The sequence below is a fragment of the Hahella sp. HN01 genome, from assembly GCF_018986435.1.
Lineage (GTDB): Bacteria > Pseudomonadota > Gammaproteobacteria > Pseudomonadales > Oleiphilaceae > Hahella.
In genome coordinates, this window is sequence record NZ_JAHMIN010000002.1 from 156201 (window position 1) to 178032 (window position 21832).

At 55.4% G+C, this 21832-nt stretch carries 20 protein-coding genes; 10 read left to right on the top strand and 10 right to left on the bottom strand.

The features are described from left to right. Window positions 1-157: 157 nt before the first annotated feature. Window positions 158-1969, top strand: coding sequence for a DNA helicase RecQ (recQ, locus tag KP814_RS03025; protein ID WP_216735364.1), 1812 nt, complete (start codon window positions 158-160; stop codon window positions 1967-1969). A 5-nt stretch (window positions 1970-1974) separates the two neighbouring features. Here recQ and KP814_RS03030 read toward each other — a convergent pair whose 3' ends face one another. The 4 genes from KP814_RS03030 to KP814_RS03045 are packed head-to-tail and all read right to left on the bottom strand — an operon-like array spanning window position 1975 to window position 5880. Continuing rightward, window positions 1975-2709, bottom strand: a complete 735-nt coding sequence (locus KP814_RS03030; protein ID WP_216735365.1) for an ABC transporter permease — start codon at window positions 2707-2709, stop codon at window positions 1975-1977. Continuing rightward, window positions 2709-3776 carry an ABC transporter ATP-binding protein gene (locus KP814_RS03035; RefSeq protein WP_216735366.1) on the bottom strand — a complete coding sequence of 356 codons (1068 nt, stop codon included), beginning with the start codon at window positions 3774-3776 and terminating at the stop codon, window positions 2709-2711. The genes KP814_RS03030 and KP814_RS03035 overlap by 1 nt, the downstream gene beginning before the upstream one ends. Beyond that, window positions 3773-4906, bottom strand: coding sequence for an ABC transporter permease (locus tag KP814_RS33300; protein WP_216735367.1), 1134 nt, complete (start codon window positions 4904-4906; stop codon window positions 3773-3775). The genes KP814_RS03035 and KP814_RS33300 overlap by 4 nt, the downstream gene beginning before the upstream one ends. Before the next feature lie 50 nt (window positions 4907-4956). Then, window positions 4957-5880, bottom strand: coding sequence for an ABC transporter substrate-binding protein (locus KP814_RS03045; RefSeq protein WP_216735368.1), 924 nt, complete (start codon window positions 5878-5880; stop codon window positions 4957-4959). 487 nt (window positions 5881-6367) lie between these two features. On the opposite strand from KP814_RS03045, the gene KP814_RS03050 reads away from it, so the two are divergent. The 5 genes from KP814_RS03050 to KP814_RS03070 all read left to right on the top strand — a co-directional run bounded on the left by KP814_RS03050 (window position 6368) and on the right by KP814_RS03070 (window position 8792). Further along, window positions 6368-6604, top strand: a complete 237-nt coding sequence (locus tag KP814_RS03050; protein ID WP_216735369.1) for a hypothetical protein — start codon at window positions 6368-6370, stop codon at window positions 6602-6604. A gap of 313 nt (window positions 6605-6917) precedes the next feature. Then, complete coding sequence (locus tag KP814_RS03055) at window positions 6918-7262, top strand: hypothetical protein (protein ID WP_216735370.1); 345 nt, start codon at window positions 6918-6920, stop codon at window positions 7260-7262. A gap of 71 nt (window positions 7263-7333) precedes the next feature. Further along, window positions 7334-8071, top strand: a complete 738-nt coding sequence (locus tag KP814_RS03060; protein ID WP_216735371.1) for a PLDc N-terminal domain-containing protein — start codon at window positions 7334-7336, stop codon at window positions 8069-8071. Window positions 8072-8085: 14 nt separating this feature from the next. Further along, complete coding sequence (locus tag KP814_RS03065) at window positions 8086-8460, top strand: 1-deoxy-D-xylulose-5-phosphate synthase (protein WP_253938123.1); 375 nt, start codon at window positions 8086-8088, stop codon at window positions 8458-8460. Further along, a complete protein-coding gene (locus KP814_RS03070; protein ID WP_216735373.1) occupies window positions 8457-8792 on the top strand; it encodes a hypothetical protein in 336 nt (111 codons plus the stop codon). Before KP814_RS03065 ends, KP814_RS03070 begins: the two co-directional genes overlap by 4 nt. A 68-nt stretch (window positions 8793-8860) precedes the next feature. Here KP814_RS03070 and rtcA read toward each other — a convergent pair whose 3' ends face one another. From rtcA to KP814_RS03095, 5 genes are all read right to left on the bottom strand, one after another. Then, window positions 8861-9862, bottom strand: a complete 1002-nt coding sequence (gene rtcA, locus KP814_RS03075; RefSeq protein WP_216735374.1) for an RNA 3'-terminal phosphate cyclase — start codon at window positions 9860-9862, stop codon at window positions 8861-8863. 49 nt (window positions 9863-9911) lie between these two features. Then, window positions 9912-11150 carry an RtcB family protein gene (locus KP814_RS03080; RefSeq protein ID WP_305858117.1) on the bottom strand — a complete coding sequence of 413 codons (1239 nt, stop codon included), beginning with the start codon at window positions 11148-11150 and terminating at the stop codon, window positions 9912-9914. A 202-nt stretch (window positions 11151-11352) separates the two neighbouring features. Next, a complete protein-coding gene (gene rtcR, locus KP814_RS03085) occupies window positions 11353-12942 on the bottom strand; it encodes an RNA repair transcriptional activator RtcR (protein ID WP_216735375.1) in 1590 nt (529 codons plus the stop codon). A 177-nt stretch (window positions 12943-13119) separates the two neighbouring features. After that, a complete protein-coding gene (locus tag KP814_RS03090) occupies window positions 13120-14484 on the bottom strand; it encodes a sodium:alanine symporter family protein (RefSeq protein WP_216735376.1) in 1365 nt (454 codons plus the stop codon). Window positions 14485-14711: 227 nt separating this feature from the next. Further along, window positions 14712-15962 carry a D-amino acid dehydrogenase gene (locus tag KP814_RS03095; RefSeq protein ID WP_216735377.1) on the bottom strand — a complete coding sequence of 417 codons (1251 nt, stop codon included), beginning with the start codon at window positions 15960-15962 and terminating at the stop codon, window positions 14712-14714. A gap of 583 nt (window positions 15963-16545) precedes the next feature. On the opposite strand from KP814_RS03095, the gene KP814_RS03100 reads away from it, so the two are divergent. The 4 genes from KP814_RS03100 to KP814_RS03115 all read left to right on the top strand — a co-directional run bounded on the left by KP814_RS03100 (window position 16546) and on the right by KP814_RS03115 (window position 20047). Then, the gene (locus tag KP814_RS03100; protein WP_216735378.1) at window positions 16546-17301 is read left to right on the top strand and encodes a nucleotidyltransferase domain-containing protein; all 756 of its coding nucleotides are present in this window, start codon (window positions 16546-16548) and stop codon (window positions 17299-17301) included. Between the two features lie 146 nt (window positions 17302-17447). After that, window positions 17448-18371: a GGDEF domain-containing protein gene (locus tag KP814_RS33305; RefSeq protein WP_216735379.1), complete on the top strand. Its 924-nt coding sequence runs from the start codon at window positions 17448-17450 to the stop codon at window positions 18369-18371. Between the two features lie 132 nt (window positions 18372-18503). Then, window positions 18504-19142, top strand: a complete 639-nt coding sequence (locus KP814_RS03110; protein ID WP_216735380.1) for a hypothetical protein — start codon at window positions 18504-18506, stop codon at window positions 19140-19142. 107 nt (window positions 19143-19249) lie between these two features. Further along, window positions 19250-20047 (top strand): carbon-nitrogen hydrolase family protein, encoded by a 798-nt coding sequence (locus KP814_RS03115; protein ID WP_216735381.1) that lies wholly within the window; start codon window positions 19250-19252, stop codon window positions 20045-20047. Window positions 20048-20049: 2 nt separating this feature from the next. Here the strand turns inward: KP814_RS03115 and KP814_RS03120 are convergent, their stop codons facing one another. After that, window positions 20050-21702 carry a phosphatidylinositol-specific phospholipase C domain-containing protein gene (locus KP814_RS03120; protein WP_216735382.1) on the bottom strand — a complete coding sequence of 551 codons (1653 nt, stop codon included), beginning with the start codon at window positions 21700-21702 and terminating at the stop codon, window positions 20050-20052. Between the last annotated feature and the right edge of the window lie 130 nt (window positions 21703-21832).

The following is a 21832-nucleotide window of genomic DNA, read 5'->3' on the forward strand; positions in this document are numbered from 1 at the left end:
GACTCACCTTTCCAAACTTTTGTCTTTTATCGTTCCGTCTTTATGACCACGCTCAATGGATGAGTTTCGGAGACAATTCGTCGCGTAGACCCTGACGGTCATCCGCCAGGGTTATCTCTACTGTGAGCCCTGGCTGCAACCTGTATAATGCGCGGCTATGAATCGCATATCATCTTCTCTTCAATCGCCACTGCAGGCTTTGCAGACCTTATTCGGGTACGAGGCATTTCGCGGCCCGCAGGAAGCCGTCATCGGGGAACTGATGGCTGGCCGGGACGCCCTGGTTTTGATGCCTACCGGCGGCGGTAAATCACTTTGCTATCAAATTCCCGCTATCTTGCGTAATGGCGTAGGAGTGGTGATTTCTCCTTTGATCGCATTGATGCAGGACCAGGTGGACGCTCTGCGACAGGTCGGCGTTAATGCGGGTTTCCTGAATTCCAGCCTCAGTCTGGCGGAGTTGCGGGATATGGAACGTGCCTTGCTGGACCAGGAGCTGGATATGCTCTATATCGCGCCAGAGCGTTTGACTCAGGAGCGTACGCTGGAACTGCTGCAACGCACGCCTATCTCCCTGTTCGCCATCGATGAAGCCCACTGTGTGTCGCAATGGGGCCACGATTTCCGCGCTGACTATCTGCAGCTTAACTTGTTGCAGGAGCGATTCCCTCACGTGCCCAGGGTGGCGCTGACCGCCACCGCCGACGAGCGCACCAGAAAGGAAATCGCCGAACGCCTGGGACTGACGGAGGCGCAGCATTTCATCAGCGGTTTCGATCGTCCCAATATCCAATATCGCATTACCCAGAAACAAAACGCGCGGCAGCAGTTATTGCGCTTTTTACGTGCTGAACACGCCAGTGACGCAGGCATTGTTTACTGTTTATCCCGCAATAAAGTTGAGCAAGTGGCGGAATGGTTGTGTAAGGAAGGCTTCAATGCGTTGCCGTATCACGCTGGATTGCCGGCGGACGTAAGGCAGGAGCATCAGCAGCGTTTTTTAAGGGAAGACGGCGTTATCGTAGTGGCCACCATCGCTTTCGGGATGGGGATTGATAAGCCGGATGTGCGTTTTGTCGCTCACCTGGATCTCCCCAAAAGCATTGAGTCTTATTATCAGGAAACCGGCCGCGCGGGTCGTGACGGACTGCCTTCCACCGCCTGGATGGCATACGGGCTGCAGGATGTGATCAAACTGCGGCAGATGATGGAAGGCTCTCCCGGCGCAGAACAATTCAAACGGGCGGAGAGACAGAAACTCGACGCCATGCTGGGACTGTGTGAAATTGTCAGCTGTCGCCGTCGCGCGCTGTTGCGCTATTTTGGAGAGACGGCGCCAGAGCAATGCGGTAACTGCGACGCCTGTCTGAACCCGGCGGAAACCTGGGATGCGACGGTAGCGGCGCAGAAGGCTTTGTCCTGTATTTATCGCACAGGGCAGCGCTTTGGCGTCAATCATCTTATTGATGTCGTGCGAGGCGAGCTGACCGACAAGGTGAAGCAATTTGGTCATGAGCGTCTGCCCACTTTTGGCGTTGGCGAGGATATGGATGCGGCGCAATGGCGTTCGGTATTGCGCCAGCTAACCGCGCGGGGACTGTTGAATGTGGACCTGGATGGCTTCGGGGCTTTGAAGTTGACGGAATCCTGCCGACCCATTTTGCGCGGCGAACAGGAAGTGCGGTTACGGCGCGACGTAAAAGAAGTGGTGTCGAAAGCGCCGCGACGCAGTGGCGAATCCCTGCGTGAAGAAGATCAGCCATTATGGGATGCGTTGCGTATCCGCCGTAAGGAGTTGGCGGAGGAACAGGGTGTGGCGCCTTACATGATTTTCCATGACGCCACACTGATGGAAATCTTGCGTCATCGTCCTCAGAACGACATGGAGTTTCTGGCTCTCAACGGCGTCGGCAAGAGCAAGCTGGAGCGCTACGGCGAGGACTTCATGGAAATTGTCCGCAACACCTGAGCCTGTCAGGCGGATGCGCTTTCTATGCGTTCGAAAATAGCGTCCGCCGCCACCGCGAGCAAAGCCACCAGGATGGCTCCCTGTAGCACATAGGCGGTATTGCCGTTGATCAAGCCCGCCACGATAGGGTCGCCGAGGGTCTTGGCTCCGATGGTGGAGCCGATGGCGGCGGTGGCGATATTAATGGTCACAGAAGTGCGCACGCCCGCCATGATCACTTTGAAGGCGAGAGGCAGCTCCACCTTCCATAACACCTGCGACGGCGACATTCCCATGCCGCGCGCCGCCTCCAGCACTGCGCCGGAGACGCCTTCCAAACCAGCAATTGTGTTACGCACCACAGGCAGCAGACCGTAAAGCGTCAGTGCGACCACGGTGGGCGCGCCGCCAAAGCCGGTCATGGGAACCGCCAGCGCGAGCACGGCGACGGGAGGAAACGTCTGACCAATGGAAGCGATGTTATTCACCAGAGGAAGGAAATCCCGTCCGGATTCCCGGGTCACCAATATGCCGGAAACCACGCCAACTACCGTGGCGATAAATCCGGATAGCAGCACCAGACCCGCGTGGCTCAGTAACAGGCGCCAAAAGCTGTCGCGGTCATAAACTACCTGTGAGGCGTCAGGCTGCAGCCAGCGAAAGAGCGTTTCCATATGGGGAAACAAGCTGGCGCATAGAATTAACAGCAGCGCGGACGTCAATGCCCTCCAGGGCGCGCGACGAATAGAGGCTCGCCACATCAGGCGCAGCCTCCTACCAAATCCGCCATGCGCACTTCCGCCAGCAAGGTTCCATCAGAAGATAAAACTGGCAACGCAGCGACCTTGCGCCACAGCATTTTGGAGATCGCCAGCTTGACGCTGTCTTCCGCCTGCAGGCCCATGTCCGGCGTGACGTCTATTTCCCGCCAACGATAGCTGGCGTCGCCATCCACAGTTGCCTGCAGTAATCGCACCGGCGCATTCGCGCCATCAACCGCCCACAGTCTTCCCGAGCCCCTGCATGGAGGCGCGGCGCCCTGTACTCGCGGTGGATCGGGGCGCATGATGTCGCGCACCTGCTTGCATGACGCCGCTTTGAGACCCCGGTCCTGGCTGCCGATAATATTCTCGACGAAGTGATTCGCTGGGCGGTGCAGAATGTTTTCCGGCGTGTCGTATTGGATGATCTGACCGGCGTCCATCACCACCATGCGAGTGGCGAGCTTCAATGCTTCTTCAATGTCGTGAGTAACGAATACGATGGTTTTCTTGATCTGCGACTGAATCCGCAGCATCTCTTCCTGCAGGCTTTCCCGGGTGATGGGATCGAGAGCCCCAAAGGGTTCGTCCATGAGCAAAATATCCGGGTCCGCCGCCAGCGCACGCGCCACACCAACGCGTTGGGCCTGTCCACCAGATAATTCATGGGGCATTTTGTCAGCAAAAATGGCGGGATCGAGCGCGAACAGCTCCAGTAACTCATTGACCCGATTGTGTATGCGTTGCGCATCCCACTTGAGCAGGCGAGGAACCACCGCGATATTTTTCGCCACGCTCCAGTGAGGAAACAAACCGATGTTTTGAATGGCGTAGCCAATACGCCGACGCAGCGCGTTGATCTCAAAGCTGGCGATTTCCTGATTATTGATCAGAATGCGCCCTTCATTGTGCTCCACCAGTCGGTTGATCATTTTTAACGTGGTGGATTTGCCGCAGCCGGAGGTGCCTACCAGCACGCAAAAGTCGCCGCTGGCGATGTCCAAAGAGAGGTTGCGTACGGCGTATTGCTCGCCGTATTTCATGGAAACGTTGTCCAGTCGGATCATGGGGCGCCTCGGGTTGTGGCGGTCAAGAATGCGAACAGGGCGTCTGCGGCGAGGGCGAACAGGATTGTGGGAATGGCGCCCAAAAGCACCAGATCCATCGCCGCCTGACCCAGGCCCTGAAAGATGAAGGTTCCCATACCTCCGGCGCCGATTAGCGCGGCGACGGCGGTTAGGCCGATGGTTTGCACGGTCATGATGCGCAGTCCTTCCAGAATCACGGGAGCCGCCAATGGCAGGCGCACCTGCAGGAATACCTGGCTTTCATTCATTCCCATGCCGCGAGCGGCCTCCAGAACCGGTTCAGGGGTTCCGGTGAGAGCGACGTAAGCGTTACGGGTCATGGGCAGTAAACTGTAGCCAATCAGGGCGATCAACGCGGGGGTGAAGCCGATCCCCTGAACGCCGATAGCGCGCAGCCACCCAAACTCGTTGGCGAGGTAACTCAGAGGTGCGATCAGTAGGCCAAAAAGCGCCAGGCTGGGAATCGTCTGCACCACGCTAAGCACCCCAAACAGCCCCCGTCGGGCCTTTTCCGAGCGCGTCGCCCAGATAGCGAGCGCCATGCCCATCACCGCGCTGGGCAGCATTGACCAGAAAACGAGGTTGAAATGCGCGCCCATCTCCGTCACAAACTGGCGTTGCCTGACATGAAACTCTTGCGCCAGGGATAACTTCTCCAGTACGCCATAGGAGTAGGCGATTGCGATGCCCGCGACGACGACGGTGACGCTGGCGAGTTTCAGCCAGATTCCGGCCTGTAGCTTGTGGCAGGCTTCAATCATGATCAGCGCCATGAAGAAGCCCGCCAGCCAAAAGCCGCTACCCAGCGCCGCACGGCCATGTTGCAGCCCTTCGATTGCGCGCTCTAGTCCAAATACGCCCGCCAGCACAGGCAAGAAGGCGACCAGGGTGGTCGCCGTCAGCAATATGGCAAGATAGGCATGGCGGTCCGGGCGCCAGGATAACAAAGCGATAGCGAGCGCGCCGGCGAAAACCGGCAGGGTCCATCGAAGGGAAAGAGCGTCCAGTAAGGCAACGCCCTCCCCAGGCAGTATGCGGTTCGGTTGAAAGGAAGCAAAATCTAGAAACAGCAGCGCCGCGATGGCCAGGACGGACATTGAAAGCGTCACGCGATTTGCGCCTTGCAGCGCGCTGCGGTCTCCCGCCGGCAATATATGGGTTAGAGCAGTCCGGCGGATTTTAAGAACTCCCGGGCCACTTCTTTGGGGTCAAGACCGTTAACGGCGACATCTGCGTTGAGACGTTGCAGCGTGGTCAAGTCGAGCTTTTCGAATATAGCGTCGATCATCGGACCTATATCCGGATTCGCTTTCAATATCTCGCCGCGTATTACCGCCGCCGGCTCATAGACCGGCTGCACGTTGCGCGGGTCCTGCAGCACCACCATATCCAGTGCGCTCAGGCCGCCGTCGGTGCCATACGCCATCGCCGCATTGACGCCGTTGGTGCGTAAGGCGGCGGCGCGAATGGTCGCAGCGGTGTTGCCGCCCGACAACACCAGCAGCTGATCGGCGGCCAGTTCAAATTCATAGGCTTTCTGAAAGGCGGGCAGGGCGAAATCCGACTCCACAAACTCGGCGCTGGCGGCGAGCTTTATTTCTCCACCATCTTTGAGAAAACGGGAAAGGTCATCCAGGGTCGTCAGTTTTTGCTCTCGCGCCAAATCGCCGCGTACGCTAATCGCCCAGGTGTTGTTTGCGTCAGCGGGATGCAGCCAGACTAGATTATTGGCGGCGAGATCTTTTTCTTTTGCTGTGGCGTAGGCTTTGGCCGAGTCCTTCCAGACAGGGCTGTCCGCCATGTCGAAGAAAAACGCCGCATTTCCCGTGTATTCCGGGTAAACGTCTATCTGGCCGTTGATCAGCGCGGTGCGGACGATTTTGGTGGCGCCAAGTTGGATGCGATCTTCTACTTCATAGCCGGCTTTTTCCAGCCGAAGCAGGATCATGTTGCCGAGCACGGAGCCTTCCGTGTCGATTTTAGAAGCGACGACAATCTTGTCTTTGGCCGCGACGTGAGTGGCGATGGACAGGCCCAGTACGAGGGCGGCGGCAAGTCGTCCAAGTCTGCTCTTGCGGTTCACGATATGTCTCCTGTCGGTCAGGTCGGTAATTCAATCAGGGAAGCGGCATGAGGATCTTATTCGTTTGATGCGTCCACTTTTTCCTGCCGGGAGGCAGCAGTGTCCCCCATGGCGCGTCTTGATTCAACCTTGGCCCGGTAATGCGGAGTGGGATTGGTAGTTTGTGAGATCCAGTATGCGAAAACCGAGACTACACATATAAGTGGTTGACATGGCGCAACCAAATGGAGTCTGATAGCCGCTCAGTACACGCAAGAAATGCAAGGGAGGAGCCACATGATGACTCAATCAACTCATCTAAAAAGAGCCAAGGATCTGCGATCTACTCAAGGTTGCTCTGTCTCCTTAGCTTTCCGTGTGCTGACGAACCACTAAATACTATCTATCAGCCGCGGAACTCATCGCGGCTGGTTGGATATGCGCCTGAAGTACCCTATAGATACCCTTCCTTCCCGATGTGTTCCCGGCGATAACCGAGGAATACACGATGAAAAAGTTTTTCGTTCGCATTAACACTGCAGCACGTCGTATTTTTGTTGGAACTCCACGTATCGAAGGCCTGTATGGTATGAGCGACCACTTGCTGAGAGATATTGGAATGGAGCGAATCAGCGGAAAAGGCCTGCAGCCAATGGTGAACCCAGAGTCCACTATCGAACGTAAGCGTCCTGCCCGTGAAAGGGCGGAGACGCCTCTTCCGATACCTGAATTGACGAAGATATAGACCACCGCGCCGCAGCTGATATGGTTGCGGCGCTAATCTATATGTCCTCGCCTTCACTTTAGTACTTAGATCCCGACTTTCGCTTTTCCTCTTCGTTCGCAACGCCTCTCTAAGCATGCCTATGCTTTTTCACTTTTAATGAACGACGTCACAGACTGCTCACCGTAATTTTGAAGTAATTACGAACTCTTTTATTAAATATCGGTTAGAATGCGCAGAATTTTTTTTCGCCCCTCATATTCAGGGAGAGCGCCGGTCAATCGCATTGCTTGCTAACGGCGTTTATAGGATTTAGATATCAAAGCGTTGGCTTATGCAAAAACTCACCTCATTTCTGTTCGTCTTTTTGGCCGCTGCCGGCATTCTCATACAGGCGTTCGTCTCCTGGTATTGGATGAATACGGAAGCGCCGCAGCAATTTTTGGACTTTTTCACATCCCTTTACGGTTACGCGCCAGCTTGGTCGGAATGGGCGTTCGGCTTCAAGCAGAGCTCCTGGTGGCCCCCATTGGTCTGCGTAGCGCTGTTGATCCTGGCTATCACTAACCGGCGGGCGCAATGTCTGCTGGGTATGGCGGCTGGAGTTTCCCTGTTGTTTGCAGGCGGTCTGGTGTATGCCATGTATCCCCTGCATTTGATGATGCAAGCGCCGGTCTAAGCTCTCGTTTATTCGGGGCCGCAAAACTGAGCACTTCTATTTACCTGATGTTATAGAGTAAGAAGTTAGAAATGCCTATTTTCGCAATTTCCATTATTTTTCAAGTTGCTCTGGTCATGCACATAGTGAAGACGGGGCGTAGTACAACCTGGATCTGGATTGTGGTCATGTTGCCCTTCGCAGGTTCTGTCGCTTATTTTCTGATGGAAATGCTGCCGGAGCTAGCGGGAAGCCGGACCGGCAGAAACGCGCAGCGCAAAATGCAGTCTATCGTTAATCCCGACAAGGCGGTCAAACAGGCGGCCTTCAACTACTCCGTTACGGACAGCGTGGAGACCTCCATGCGGCTGGCGGAGGAGTGGTTGGCGAAAGGGATGTTCGGGGAAGCCAAGGCGATGTATGAAAAGTCCCTGAAGGGTATTCACCAGACTGACCCTCACATCATGTATGGTCTCGCTAAGGCGGAATTTGGCCTGAACAACTATGGCGCAGTCCGTTCTGTGATGGACGATCTGATCCGCCACAATCCTGATTTCAAAAACGCGGAAGCGCATCTTTTATACGCCCGTGCGCTAATGGAACTCAACGAAACTGCTGCAGCGAAGCACGAGTTTGAAGCGCTGGAATCCTACTTTCCTGGCCCCGAAGCCAGTTATTGGTTTGGGATGTTCCTGAAAGCCCAGGGCAGGGAAAGAGAATCGCAGGAGCAGTTCAAGAAAATTCTGGAAAAAGCGAAGGTCTCCGGCAGACATTACCACTCATACCACAAAAAGTGGCTCAAGCTGGCCAAGCAGGAATTTACGGGTTGATCATGAGATCTGAGTTGGATAGACGAATCGAATACCAAAAGCTGAGATTGGATCAGAACAACACGCCGCCGCAAGAGATGAGAGAGGCGCGATCCAGAATCATGTATATCGAAGACAAGTCTCTTGGTCTTGAAGGCTCAGCCCGCATTGGACGTGTTTATTTTTCCAAGAGTGGGAAGACGCTCTATTATCGTGGAAAAACGTTTCAAAGCCTTAAAGGGCGGGGCTACAAATCAAATTTTTATGATATTGAAAGCGGTGACGAATATTGGATTTCTGGTCCAAGAAAGGACCGTAGTGACCGTTTGTATGGTGGCAATGACGGAGTAGTGGTGGATGAGGACATTGCGCAGGAATACTTTGCGTACGTGAGTGGCGCTCTTAAATGATTGAGTTTTCCGAACATAATCGGAACGCACAAGCTCTGGCGCTGCATTATGCGCGCAGGTTGGGAGACGACTACGTGGTGGCGGTCATGTCTTCGCAGGCGGGGATCACCACGTCTGAGGAGGCCTTACGGGTGGCGGCCTGCTTTTGGGAAATGACCGATCTGGCGGTTGAAGACGATAATGCGGAGCGCACAGTCGACGGCATCGACGATATGCAATTCTGGATGTATAAGCTGTTTAATCAGGTCTATGGCTATCTAACCAAAACGGGCTTTATTGATGAATGGAAACAGGCTTCCCGAGAGCAATATCAAGAAGGGTCTTATCAATAGAAAGCTGCAATCAAAATAAGGAGAGGCGGGGCTCCTCTCCTTTAGTATTTCCATGAATAGTCCCTTCATCACACCATCCACATGATGGCCCCGTCACATTCTATTTTGCGTGACGTGAACAGTTCGATGACTTCCGCATTGGTCTGGGCGTGCAGAGACCATTCTGAAATGGAGAACCTGCCGCCTCCCGCCACCAGCATGGGCAGCATCATCTGATCCGTGAGGTGCTCATCCAATACCGCGTTGCTGTCCAGGTAGGTTTTCACCTTCTGGCTGAGCAACTTGGACACTAGCTCCGCCCGTCTTCGCACCTGGCCCAGTTCGGAAAGACAGATACGGTGGCCGTCGAATTGCAGGTCCACCGCCAGCAGGTTGCCGGCGCAGCCTGCTTCCGGCTTGCGTTGCTGTGACTCATGCACCGGGTGTTCGCGCAACGATAAGTACGCCTGTACTTCCCGCTCGCCCACTTTGCCGGGAATGTTATAGCAGTAGGCGGTCAGGCGGCTGTGGTTCAGCTCGCCGCGCTCTAGCCGCTCAATCGGCTGCAAAGCTTCCGGCTGTATGCGAATGCGCCATTTACCGCCGCCAGCGGGCATAAAGCCCCAACGCTCTGTTTCCACCTCGATTTTAGCCCCCATATCCCGCAACAGTGGCAGGAAGGAGCGTTCAATTTCCGTAAGAGGCGGTGCGAACGGGTTATGGGTGCCGCCGCCGAATTCCACGGTAGAGGCTCCTTCCGCCTGTAACAGAGGCAGTAATACGGTTTGGAACACCAGCGCCGTGCTGCCTGCGCTACCCACATCGAATTTGTAATCGCCGCCCTTTATCGGGCCGGGTTTGAATGTCAGCCGGGAGGAGCCCAGTTCCGCCCCGTCTACTTTGGCGCCGCATATCGCCTGGGCGGCCTTAACGCAGGTCAGATGCTGACGCATCAGGCCTGGTTTGGGGCGCTTGCCGCGAATATGGTTAATTTCTATTTCTTTGCCGTACAGCATGGCCAGGGTCAGGGAGGATCTCAGAATCTGTCCTCCGCCTTCGCCCATGCGTCCGTCTATTACTATTTTATCCATCTTAAATACCGTACAACTTATTGCGTCAGCGGCATGACGCCGCCTCTCTTCAACCTTTTACGCAAACCACCTGTCTCAACGTATGCACGACTTCAACCAGGTCGGACTGCGCCGCCATCACGGCGTCGATGTCTTTGTAAGCGGAAGGCGTTTCGTCCACTACCGCCGCGTCTTTTCGGCATTCCACATGCGCTGTGGCGCGGGCGTGCTCTTCTACAGATACGCGCTTTTTCGCCTCGGTGCGGGACATCACTCTTCCTGCGCCATGGCTACAGCTACAGAAGCTTTCCGCGTTGCCTTTTCCGCGCACGATGTAGGAGCGGGCTCCCATGCTGCCTGGGATAATTCCCAGCTGGCCTTCCTGTGCGCTTACTGCGCCTTTTCGGGTCAACCACACGTTTTTCCCGTAGTGGTTTTCCTTCTGCACATAGTTATGGTGACAGTTCACCGCTTCCAGCTCGGCGATTACCGGCTTGTTCAACGTAACCGCCAAGGCGTTCAGCGCCCGTTGCATCATCGCCTGACGGTTGATGCGCGCGAAATCCTGCGCCCAACCAACGGCTTGCACATAGTCGTTGAAGTAATCGGTTCCTTCCGCCAGATAGGCCAGATCTTTATCCGGCAGGTTTACGAAGAAACGCTCCATTTCCTTCTTCGCCAGCTTGATGAAATGCTCGCCGATACGATTCCCAACGCCGCGGGAACCGGAGTGCAGCATGATCCATACGTCGTTGTTCTCATCCAGACACACTTCGATGAAGTGGTTACCGGTACCCAGGGTTCCCAGGTGGTTCACGTTGTTGGTGTTTTTCAAAACCGGGTGCTTTTCGCACAGGATTTTAAAACGATCCGCCAACTCATGAGTCCAACGAGCGCCTACATCCTCTGGAATATCATGCCAGGAACCCCGGTCGCGTCGTCCTGGCTGACGGCCATGGGGTATCGCCGCTTCTATCGCGCTACGCAGCGCTCCCAGAGAGTCCGGCAACTGCGTTGCATGCACGTCGGTTTTCACCGCCATCATTCCGCAACCGATATCCACTCCCACCGCAGCGGGAATAATGGCGCCGGAAGTGGGAATAACAGAGCCGATGGTCGCGCCTTTACCTAAGTGTACGTCCGGCATCGCCGCCACCCACTTATGAATGAACGGCAGGGACGCAATGTTTCTTAATTGCTTGCGCGCTTCCGGCTCGAATGGAACGCCGTTGGTCCAGCTTTTGATCGGAACGCCTTTTTCTACGTTAGTTACTTCGTAGGGCATTTGGGGTTTTGTGTTTTGCATCATTCTCAAACCTTTTTGGTGGGACTCGCTTGTCCCGGAGCAACTGTATTTGGATGAATCGCCTTGCAGCAGGTTCATCTCGATACCATTACTATTACAAAAGCTGGGCCAACTTTTCTCATATACTTAACTGTATGAAAAATAAGAATATATAGAATATTGTCGAAATATGTCGTTGAAGAGATATATCTATTTAGATAGAGATTTATGTTTTTAGATTATCGAATTCCAGATCGAACTTACTCAGATACTGCCGTAGACGATGAGAGTCGTTACTGGAGCTTTTACGTAATCTTGAGCGGTTGAAGAGCTGGCGCCCCGCCTCCGACAAGGAGCGGCTATCACGGCAGAGCGCAATCACACTGCGTAACTGATATTGGTCGAAGGCGTCAATTTCCGCCACCTGTTCAGGGGACAGGTAGTCTTCCAATGGCGGCAGAGACTCCTGAGCGCTGCTGCGTCGCCAGAATCGCCGTAGACGGTCGCACTCTTCATCCACCAGCGTTTCGTTGATGCGGCCGCCTTCAGAGAGTGTGGCCATGCGCTGTACACAGGCGTTCAGGTCGCGGAAATTGCCCTGCCATAAGGAATCCGGTTGTTGGGCGAAATGCAGAAATCTCGTCCGGGCGGCTTTATTGAAGCTGACCTTATGACCTAACTGCTGCTCGGCTTTTTGTAGCTCATACTCCAGGTTAGGCTCTATGTCTTCGCGACGGTCTTTTAATCCGGGGAGTTCATAACTCCACAAATTGATGCGGGCTAACAGGTCCTCCCGAAAGCTGCCGTTGTCGACCTGTTTCTGCAGATCGCGATTGGTGCCGGCAATAAGCTGGAAGTCGCTGTGCGCAGGGTTGTCTGAACCGACGGGGTAGAAGCGCTTCTCTTCGATGGCGTGTAACAACATCGCCTGTTCATCCAGGCCCAGTTCGCCGATTTCATCCAAGAACAGCAATCCCTGATCGGCTTTGGCGAGCAGGCCCTTGCGAGCAGTTTGTGCGCCGGTGAATGCGCCCTTGTTATGGCCGAACAGCGCCGACATAGCGCTGTCGCCACGTAGCGTGGCGCAGTTGACTGACACAAATTCACCTTTGACGGAACCGCGGATTTTCTTCAGCTCAAAAATTTTGCCGGCGAGTTGGGATTTGCCCGCACCAGTGGGGCCGGTGATCAGAATTGGCGCCTGGGAGCGAATCGCCACTCGCTCGATCTGCTGGATCATGGCGTTGAAGCGGGCGTTGCGGGTCGCTATGCCTGACTTGAGAAACTCTGTCCCTTCCAACTGCTGGCGCTTGAAGCGAGAACTGATGGCGTCGTATTTGGAGAGGTCGAGATCAATCAGATGATATTTCCCAGCGGCGACGCGTTCGCCCCGGTCTGGAGAGGTCTGCAAAATCTGCGCGGGAATGTAATTCGCCTCACACAGCAGGAACCAGCAAATCTGCGCAACATGGGTGCCGGTGGTGATATGCAGTAGATAACGCTCTTCATCTGGCTTGAAAGGATAGTTTTCGGCGAAATCCAGCAGCGTGCTGTAAACCTGTTCGAAGTCCCAGGGATCGCTGAAACTGACCTGGCGCAGGCTCACTTCTGTATCCGGCGATACAGTCTCGATATCCGCGCCCACGTTATTGGCCAGGCGTGAGTCTCTGGCGTCATGCAGCAGCTCTATGCGATCGATCAGCAGGTCCTGCTGCATGAATATGCCAACGGTCGGCCGCCAGGTTTCCCAGCGCGCAGGCCCCTTGCCGCGTTTATCCATGGTAGTGCCCAGCAGGCCGATGACTACGTTTTTCATATGATCTTTTTCGATAAATGGATACAGATAGCGATCATATTCTCCGAAGGCCGCGAGGAAGGCAACTTGATAGCTGGGGCGTTTGTTTAAATGAGTTAAGAGAGGAAAGGCGGGAAATTGATGAGAGGGTAGGAAAAAAAGGCCGCGCAAAGGCGGCCACAGGGGTTTATGAGATCGTTAAGTTCTAACCGCCGCCATTTTGACGGTGGCGAAGTGCTCATTGGTCAACTTGACCAGAATGGGCGACAACAGCAATAGCGACAACAGGTTGGGGATGGCCATGAAAGCGTTGAAGACATCGCCGACCAACCAGACGAATTCCAGCTGCGCCAGCGCGCCGATCATGACGCACAGGGTGCTTAGCAGACGGTAAGGAATAATCGCGGCGGAGCCCATCAAGTACTCCCAGCATTTCTCGCCGTAATAAGCCCAACCGAGGATGGTGGTGAAGGCGAAAACGATCAACTGGATCGCCAGCAGATATTCGCCGAACCCCGGCATCGCCGCCGCAAACGCGCTGGCGGTGAGCGCCGCGCCGGACACGCCGCTTTCCCAGACGCCGCTGGTGATCAGCGCCAGGCCGGTCAGGGTGCAGACAATAATGGTGTCGATGAAAGTACCCATCATGCCGATAAGACCCGAGGTCACCGGGTCAGAGGTTTTCCCCGCCGCCTGCGCGATACCTGCGGTGCCAAGGCCGGCTTCGTTGGAGAAAATGCCTCGGGCGACGCCGTAGCGAATCGCCATCATCACTGCAGCGCCGGCGAATCCGCCTGTAGCGGCGGTGGGAGAGAAAGCGTGGGTGAAGATCAGGTCGAAAGCGTGAGGGATACGATCAGAGAACGTGAACAGGATATAAAAGGCGCAGAGAATATAGGAGATGCACATGGTTGGAACCAGCGCCTGCGCCACGGCGCCAATGCGTTTGATGCCGCCGAGCAATACAAAGCCGATCAGCACGGTCATGACGACGCCAGAGGCGGCGGCGGGGATGCGGAAGGAGGTTTGCATTACTTCCGCGATGCTGTTGGATTGCACCATGTTGCCGGCGCCGAATCCCGCCAGACCGCCGAACAAGGCGAAGGCGCCGCCCAGCCAGGCCCATTTGGGACCCAGGCCGTTTTTGATGGCGTACATGGGGCCGCCAACATATTCACCGTTCTCGTCTTTTTCACGAAAGCGCACCGCCAGTACGACTTCCGCATATTTGGTCGCCATGCCCACCAGAGCGGTGGCCCACATCCAGAACAGCGCGCCCGGCCCGCCGAGCGCCAGCGCCGTGGCGACGCCGGCAATGTTTCCGGTGCCCACTGTCGCAGCCAGGGCGGTCATCAGTGCGGCGAAAGGGCTGATTTCCCCAGGGTCCCGAGTATCCGGCTTACGACCTCTCCATACCAGTTGCAGGCCCAGCTTGAGCGTAAATAAGGGCATGAACTTCAAACGGCATTGTAAAAACAGCCCTACGCCCAGAATAAGAATAAGCATGGGGGGGCCCCATACGAAATCATTCAGGTCGGATACCAGCTTATGAATAGTTTCCAAGGGATTTTCTCCTCTCTTTATTTATCAGGCGGCGCTGTGGAGGGCGCTGCGCTGCTTCCCATACGTTTTTTTGAAAGACGCGGCGTCGCGTCGGGTCACAGCTCCCGACGTGCGCCAGACACAGGATATGGATCAAGCGTGCGTCCAATGGTTCGCCGTCCTCATTGAGAACGGCGGCGAAGCGGAGCTCCATCCGCCAGCGACGGTCCCTCAAATAGCAGTGGTTATCAGTAGCGGTCTATTCCCAGTCCCTCAGTGTCAATCTCGGGTTTGCGTCCAGATACAATATCCGCCATGACGCGTCCCGTTCCCGCCGCCATGGTCCAGCCCAAGGTGCCGTGGCCGCTGGCGACATAAAGTTTGTTGATGGGCGTCGCCCCAACGATAGGGGTTCCGTCCGGAGTCATGGGGCGCAGTCCGGTCCAGAATTCGGCTTCGCCATTGGCGTAGCCGGTTCCGAACAGATTGTCCGCCACAAACTCCAATGTGTTCTTCCTGGCTTGATGCAGGCGCAGGTCGTAGCCCGCCAGCTCCGCCGTTCCTCCGACCCGGATACGGTCGCCCAGGCGGGTGACGGCTACTTTGTAGGTTTCGTCCAACAGCGTCGACTCGGGCGCCCGTTCTGGGTTTTTCACCGGCAGAGTAATCGAATAGCCTTTCACCGGAATGATGGGGGCTCTGAGTCCCAGGGGCTTCAGCAACAGGGGAGTGTAGCTGCCGAGCGCGACGATATAAGCGTCCGCCTGCAACGGGCCTTGATCCGTTTGCACAGATACGATTGCATCGCCGTTTTTCTCCAGCCCACGGATGACCACGCCTTGTTTAAATACGACGCCTTTTTCTTCCGCTAATGCGGCTAAAGCTTGCGTGAATTTGAAGCAGTCCCCAGTCTCGTCGCCGGGCAGACGCAGTCCGCCGCTGATCTTGTCTCTGACAGAGGCGAGTCCTGGTTCGTACTTGATGCAGCCGTCGCGGTCCAGCAACTCATAAGGAACGCCAAAGGATTCCAGAATTTGGGTGTCCGCCAAAGCGGCGTCGACCTGCTGTTGCTTGCGGAATAATTGAATGGTGCCGCGGCTGCGTTCGTCGTAACTGAGGCCGGTGTCGGCGCGCAGCTGTTTGAGTACGTCGCGGCTGTATTCGGCCAGTCGCAACATGCGTGATTTATTCTGGTGGTAGCGGTGAGAGTTTGCGTTAGCCAGGAATTGCGCTGTCCAGCGCCAAAGGTCGGGGTTCAGACTGGGGCGAACTACCAGTGGACGATGCTTCATACACAGCCACTTGATCGCCTTTAACGCAATCCCTGGCGCCGCCCAGGGCGCAGAGCAGCCGGGGGAAATCTCGCCTGCGTTGCCGTAACTGGTTTCCAATGCAGGACCGGTTTGACGGTCGACAACAGTTACTTCATGACCCAGCTGAGCCAGATGATATGCGGTGGAAACGCCGATGACGCCGCTGCCCAGGATAATTACACGCATTTATTGTCCTTGTTGTCTCGCTTTGACTTCGCTGCGCGGCTCGCTGGTCGCGCAGGCTGCGCCATTAAATAACAACCGTATATAAATCTGCATAAGTAATTCCCATAGTTGTGCATGGAGAATTTGGCGTTTAGGTCGCCGAGTTGTGCAATAAACAACCTGATCAAAAAAGATAACTAGCTATTTACTTTGATAACATATTCTCACTTTGGGATTGATCTCTTACATGCTTCGCGTGCAATAAAATTCAGATAAGTTCTTTTAAAACATGAACATAAAAAAATATTCGTCGCTCTAAAAAATATTGGCGCGAACTTTGTTACGTGAAGGGCGAGAAGAAAGGGCGCGAAGGCGAAAAGGCGAGCCGCCGGCAAACGATTAAGGCGGCCGGTGAAGGGTAATACCGAGACCATTTGGCGTATTGACGAAATTTGAGGATGCAGGTCCGGGCTCGTTGTGGGGTTCGCGACTGGTGCGCGTTATAGGTCAATACCGCTTCGGAGTAATGCCTGAAGTATTGGTTATTGTGGGTTCGAGTCCCACCGCGTCCACCATATTAGAAGTAACAAGAGGAGTGGCGACAATGGAAAAGCGGATACAGGAAACCCTGGAGCGGATCGAGTGGGAGCACGATGTAAAGGTGCTTTACGCTTGCGAATCAGGCAGCCGGGCCTGGGGATTCGCTTCCCGGGATAGTGATTATGACGTTAGATTTATCTATCAGCGCTCACTGTCCCACTATTTATCGTTAGGCAAGCGGCGGGATGTGATTGAACTCCCGATAGATGATGAACTGGATGTCAGCGGCTGGGATATCAGCAAGGCTTTGACGCTGTTACGCAGCGGTTCAGCGACGCTGCAGGAATGGCTTAACTCGCCAATTGTGTATAGTCGGGATGTAGTGTTCCTTGCGCAAATGAAGTATCTGGCGTCGCTGTCCGCGCGTCCAGCATCCTTGTTTTATCACTACTTCTCCATGGCGCGTAATGAGCGCGAGAGGCTGGCGGCGGGCGAGGTCAACGCCAAGCGTTATGCCTATATGCTGCGCACGTTGCTGGCGGCGATGTGGGTGGCGGAACATCGGACGCCTCCACCAGTGCGCTTCTATGAATTGAAGGCGCGCATGCTGGGCGGCGGTCCGATAGTGACGGAAGTGGATGCATTGCTGGAGCGCAAGGCGATGGGGAATGAAAAGGAAGTTATCAGACCTGCCTTAGCGATAGACTGCTTTGCGGATGCTCAGTTTGAGGCGCTGGAGACAGTGCGTTTTGAACCTGCGGACAAGCTCGATCTTGAAACCATGGATCGATTTTTCATGCAGATGCTAAACGCCGCTTAGCCTCTACAATCAGGGCCGGAGTTTTCCGGCCTTTCCCTCCACACACTGTTCTGTGACTGCGAAGCATTGGCGCAGCGCGCATTTCGGCTATACTTTCATCAGAATTCTCTTTAAATCTGAGCCATTTAGCAGTTGAGAAACGGTGGGTGCAAACAGATAGCAATAACAAGAGGCAACTCAACAAGCTCGCTGTGGGAGGCGTCGTCCTGGCGTTGACGATTCTGACCATACTGGCGTATTGGTATCATCGGCGCTCAGCGGAAGTTGAATGGCTGGGACTGAATCCCGATCCAGATGCGCAGACGCTGGTGTCTCCTTCGCAACCTCAGGGACTGCCGCCGGATATCTTCACTACCGAGCCGCAACACCGCACATTTGATGGCGATGTCGTCTACGTTACGCCCTTGCCGGGCGGCCAACTCTGGCTGGCTCGCCGCAATCCCGCGTCCACGTTCGTCTTGACGGCGATTCTGCGCACTATCCCGGTATTGCTGTTACTGGCCAGTCTTGTGGTGCTCGGATATTACATCTGGAAAACCCGTATTTTCGCGGAACGGGTGAAAGAGCTGATTATGTACGACCCCGTCACCAAAGTATTGAACTGGCGATTTGCGGAAGAGCGCTGCACGCAGATGGTGAAGCACTGTCGTCGCTACAAGGAGGAGTTCAGTTTTCTAGTGCTGGATGGCGACCACTTTATCTGGATCAACGACAACTTCGGGCCAGAAGCGGGGGATGAAGCGTTGATATTCCTGGCGGAAACCATCAAGAACGTAATTCGTGAGGTGGATATTCTGGGACGCTACGGCGGCGAAAAGTTTGTGATTGGGTTGCCTTCTACCGACCTCAATGGCGCGGTGGTGGTCGCGGAGCGCATCCGGCAACTGTTTGAGCAATGCAAACCCACCAGCTACGACGTGCGCTATAGCGTCAGCATCGGCTGCGCTCAACTCATTCGCAATGAAGACCTGCATGACACCATCAAACGGGCCACCCACGCCCTGTATCGGGCCATAAAAGGCGGGCGCAATCGCGTCGCCGCCTCCAAGAACCATGAAGCCGCCGCCTGACGGGGGCTTGTTTTAAACTCTCCTTTCGCATTTGCGCGTCGTCGCGAACTATACTTGGACTAACTGCTGGTTGAACGGATAAGACGACCTTTATCCAACTTGCCTTTCACTTGCGGCCATGGAGGACGTCACATGAACGCCGGGACTACGCTGTACAGACGCGTCTTTCTCAAGCTTGTGCTGGGAGCGTCGTTGTGGCCCTTGCGTGGAGCGCGTGCAGATGATCTTGATAGCGATTCTTGCAGCGTCACGCAGGCGGCGCCGGAAGGTCCCTTTTATGTGCGCAACGCGAGAGAAACCGCTTATATCAACTACCGCAACCTTCCTGGTCGCTTGATGAGAGTAGAGGGAGAAGTGCTAGGAGGCCCACTGGGCGATCTTCCTTTGCCGGAGGCGCGTGTCGAGATCTGGCACGCTGACGGCGATGGTCGTTATCACCCTGCGGGCGACGGCGACGTCAGTGAGTATTCTCTGGATGCAGTGAACCTGCGTGGCGTGGGTTATACCGACGCCATGGGCCGCTATGCGTTCCACAGTATCGTCCCGGGAACCTATGGGGGACGTCGCAGGCATCTCCATTGGAAGTTCAGTGCGCCGGGATACCGCACCCTGACGACGCAAAGCTATTGGCGTGAGGATCAGGGCGGCGCCCAGGCGTTAACGGATTCAGTTGATCGTACTCCGGATCGCTGTCGCTGGTTGGACTTCTCGCTTGATCGGAAAGGCATTCAGGTCGGCGTCTTTAATGTAGTTTTAAAGCCGTTGCAGTAACCTTCGCAGTTGATTTACACCGCCAAGCTGTACACAGCTCGTGACGTGCGTGGATGCGCGTCGACGGGTTTATAAAAAAGGACGTACGCATACAAAAGGATTGATATATGAAAATTGCATTGGCATCTCCGCCGATCCCGAAGTCTGTCGATAATGCGCTGCAGTGGGTGGACCGTCTGGTCACGGAGGCGACCCTGTCGAAGGTGGACCTGATATGTTTTCCAGAAGCTTATGTGCCGGGAATTCGAGGCATGGACTTCAAAGTTGAAAACTGCTCGCCAAGGAAAATGCAGTCAGCGCTGGACCGAATTTGCGATCTGGCGCGTAAAACCTCCACAAACATCATACTTCCCATGGAATGGCCAACCCCAGAAGGGCGTCGCAATGTCGCCTTTGTCGTGGATCGCCGCGGCGTGCTGTTGGGACGGCAGACGAAGAATCACCTTGAGCAGGGGGAAGAGGCCTATTTCATCCCGGGGTCCCGGCGCCAGCTGTTTGACGCGGATGGCGTAAAGTTCGGCATTGTGATCAGCCATGAAGGGTGGCGTTGTCCGGAAACGGTGCGATGGGCGGCCAGTCGCGGCGCCAAGATCGTCTTTCATCCCCATTTTACGGGCAGTCATTTCAAAGGAGTGAAGCTGACGCAATGGGGAAAGCTGGAAAACCCGTTCTACGAGCGGGCGATGCAATGTCGCGCTATCGAAAACACGGTTTTTTTCGCCAGCGTCAATTACGCCATGGACTTTCAGGGCTCCGCCACCACGTTAATTGCGCCTGACGGCGCTTGTGTGGCCTATCAACCTTATGCGGAGGTGGGTGCGTTAGTGATTAATATCGACGTCAGGGACGCCACCGGGATCAACGCCCGGCGCTACGCCCCTGAACGGGATCTGGAAGAGGCCTGAGGTCAGTCCCAGCTCCAGCGCTGTGACTTGCCGCCGTGATACTCCCACAAATGCGCGCGTTGGCCATCGCCCCAGAACGGGTCTTTGATGTCCAGCGCCATGTTTGTGGCGTTGGAGATGCGGAAGCTGTTGCTGGGCCCTCGCAGCCAAACCTGATTGGACCCGCCGTGGCAACTCCACAGCACGATGCGGGTTCCTTTCTCAGTACCGGCGCCGGACACGTCGATGCACTTGTCCGGCGCCGATTTGGCGTGGATCATGCCGTATTGATCCCGCCACCATAGCTGACTATCGGCGCCGTGACAGGACCATTGATGGATCTCCACGCCGTTATGGGTTTCGCGGCCTTCGAGGTCCAGGCATTTGCCTTTGTCATTGCGCAGCTTGCGCCACACTACGGCGCCATCGTCTCCCGGCAGGGTGACCGCAGGCTGGTCGCCCGGCGACCAGGTCCCTTCTTGCGCTAAGTCAGAATAATTCAGCCACACATTGGCGTAGCCCATTGCAGCCTTGGCGTTCTGCAGCATTTGGTTCTGGTAGCCGTTTTTCGGTGTGGCGAAGCGATAATCGCCGCCGAACTCCTGTTGGCAGAAGAACTCGCCCTGTTCCCAGATTGCATTGCTCTGCGTAACCGCCCAGGCGTCGCTGGTTTTGCTGTAACAGGCGAAAGGACGCACGTTGCTGCAGGCGGCGTCATTGAAGCGACCGTTGCCCCATTGCTCGGCGCAATGCTCGTTGTTATTGGCGTTGTTGGGCTCATTCTGGTCCCAACTCCATACTGCGGCGGTCATGCGTTCGTCAAAGGCTTTCAGCTGATCTAGACCGACGATGCCCAGGCTGCAGCGCGCGGCCTGTGCCATCAACTCAGGCGTGATCGGCTGCGGTGGATCGCCGAATACGTCGGATAGACGGGTGCTGTCCTCAAAGATGCGAACCAGATTATTCTGAACGAAATTCACATCGTATTTGTCTGTGCGGCACTCCGGGTAGGGATGGAAATGGTCATTATCGGTGGGAAAGCCATAGTTGTAGACCGTTTGCGCCCAGGCGTCCGAGCCGCAATTACCGCCGATCAGCAGCACCTGCCCGCCGCTGTTGAGAATGTCCGCTTTGCTGATGTTCATGGGCAGCGTGGCGCAATTGCCCGGCTTGTATAGCAAATCCCCCATCTGCCGGTTCAGCGCCGCCACGGCGTCATCGTAGCGGCCGTCCACATGTTCTTCGAGATAGATGATCAACACTTCACCGCGATTCCCGTCCTGTCGCAACCAGGTGGCGACCTCTTTCAGACCGTCCTCAAAACGGCGGTCAAAAGCGGAGCAGCCAGTATGTTCATTGGTTCCGTGACATAGCTTCAGGTCGCCGTAGGTGTAATGAACGTCCAGCTCCAGAGCGCGGATGCCCATATCCAGCTGATCCACCAGACTGTAAATGTGGTTGGGGTCCCAGTAGCTGCCCAGGTTGGCGTAGGCGGAGGAGTTATAACTGTTATGCGTATAAGGAAAGTTAGCGCGGCCCAGTGGTTCTCCCAGGTCCAGGGTGCGTTGATGCGTTAGGGCGCGGTAAGTCCAGCTGTTGCGGAAGTCTTCAATCTCGTTGGCGCAGACCGAAGACGCGACCGCCGCAATCACTGCGGCGTATGCGAGTTTTTTCATGAGAGGTATCCCTATCTTATCGTTATTTTGCCAGGGGCTTTTTATATCCAGCTCAGGTTACAACTCGGGTACAGGCTTAACTGTGCGGATACAAAGATAAGGTTACAAAGTGTTCTATTTTCTTCCAATG

Excerpts from the sequence above, each read along its gene's own strand:
- KP814_RS03035 (WP_216735366.1), bottom strand. The coding sequence starts at position 3,776 with ATGATCCGACTGGACAACGTTTCCATGAAATACGGCGAGCAATACGCC.
- KP814_RS03095 (WP_216735377.1), bottom strand. The coding sequence starts at position 15,962 with ATGCGTGTAATTATCCTGGGCAGCGGCGTCATCGGCGTTTCCACCGCA.
- KP814_RS03100 (WP_216735378.1), top strand. The coding sequence starts at position 16,546 with ATGGAAAAGCGGATACAGGAAACCCTGGAGCGGATCGAGTGGGAGCAC.
- KP814_RS03070 (WP_216735373.1), top strand. The coding sequence starts at position 8,457 with ATGATTGAGTTTTCCGAACATAATCGGAACGCACAAGCTCTGGCGCTG.
- KP814_RS03050 (WP_216735369.1), top strand. The coding sequence starts at position 6,368 with ATGAAAAAGTTTTTCGTTCGCATTAACACTGCAGCACGTCGTATTTTT.
- rtcR (WP_216735375.1), bottom strand. The coding sequence starts at position 12,942 with ATGAAAAACGTAGTCATCGGCCTGCTGGGCACTACCATGGATAAACGC.
- KP814_RS03030 (WP_216735365.1), bottom strand. The coding sequence starts at position 2,709 with ATGTGGCGAGCCTCTATTCGTCGCGCGCCCTGGAGGGCATTGACGTCC.
- rtcA (WP_216735374.1), bottom strand. The coding sequence starts at position 9,862 with ATGGATAAAATAGTAATAGACGGACGCATGGGCGAAGGCGGAGGACAG.
- KP814_RS03055 (WP_216735370.1), top strand. The coding sequence starts at position 6,918 with ATGCAAAAACTCACCTCATTTCTGTTCGTCTTTTTGGCCGCTGCCGGC.
- KP814_RS03110 (WP_216735380.1), top strand. The coding sequence starts at position 18,504 with ATGAACGCCGGGACTACGCTGTACAGACGCGTCTTTCTCAAGCTTGTG.
- KP814_RS03080 (WP_305858117.1), bottom strand. The coding sequence starts at position 11,150 with ATGATGCAAAACACAAAACCCCAAATGCCCTACGAAGTAACTAACGTA.
- KP814_RS03120 (WP_216735382.1), bottom strand. The coding sequence starts at position 21,702 with ATGAAAAAACTCGCATACGCCGCAGTGATTGCGGCGGTCGCGTCTTCG.
- KP814_RS03115 (WP_216735381.1), top strand. The coding sequence starts at position 19,250 with ATGAAAATTGCATTGGCATCTCCGCCGATCCCGAAGTCTGTCGATAAT.
- recQ (WP_216735364.1), top strand. The coding sequence starts at position 158 with ATGAATCGCATATCATCTTCTCTTCAATCGCCACTGCAGGCTTTGCAG.
- KP814_RS03060 (WP_216735371.1), top strand. The coding sequence starts at position 7,334 with ATGCCTATTTTCGCAATTTCCATTATTTTTCAAGTTGCTCTGGTCATG.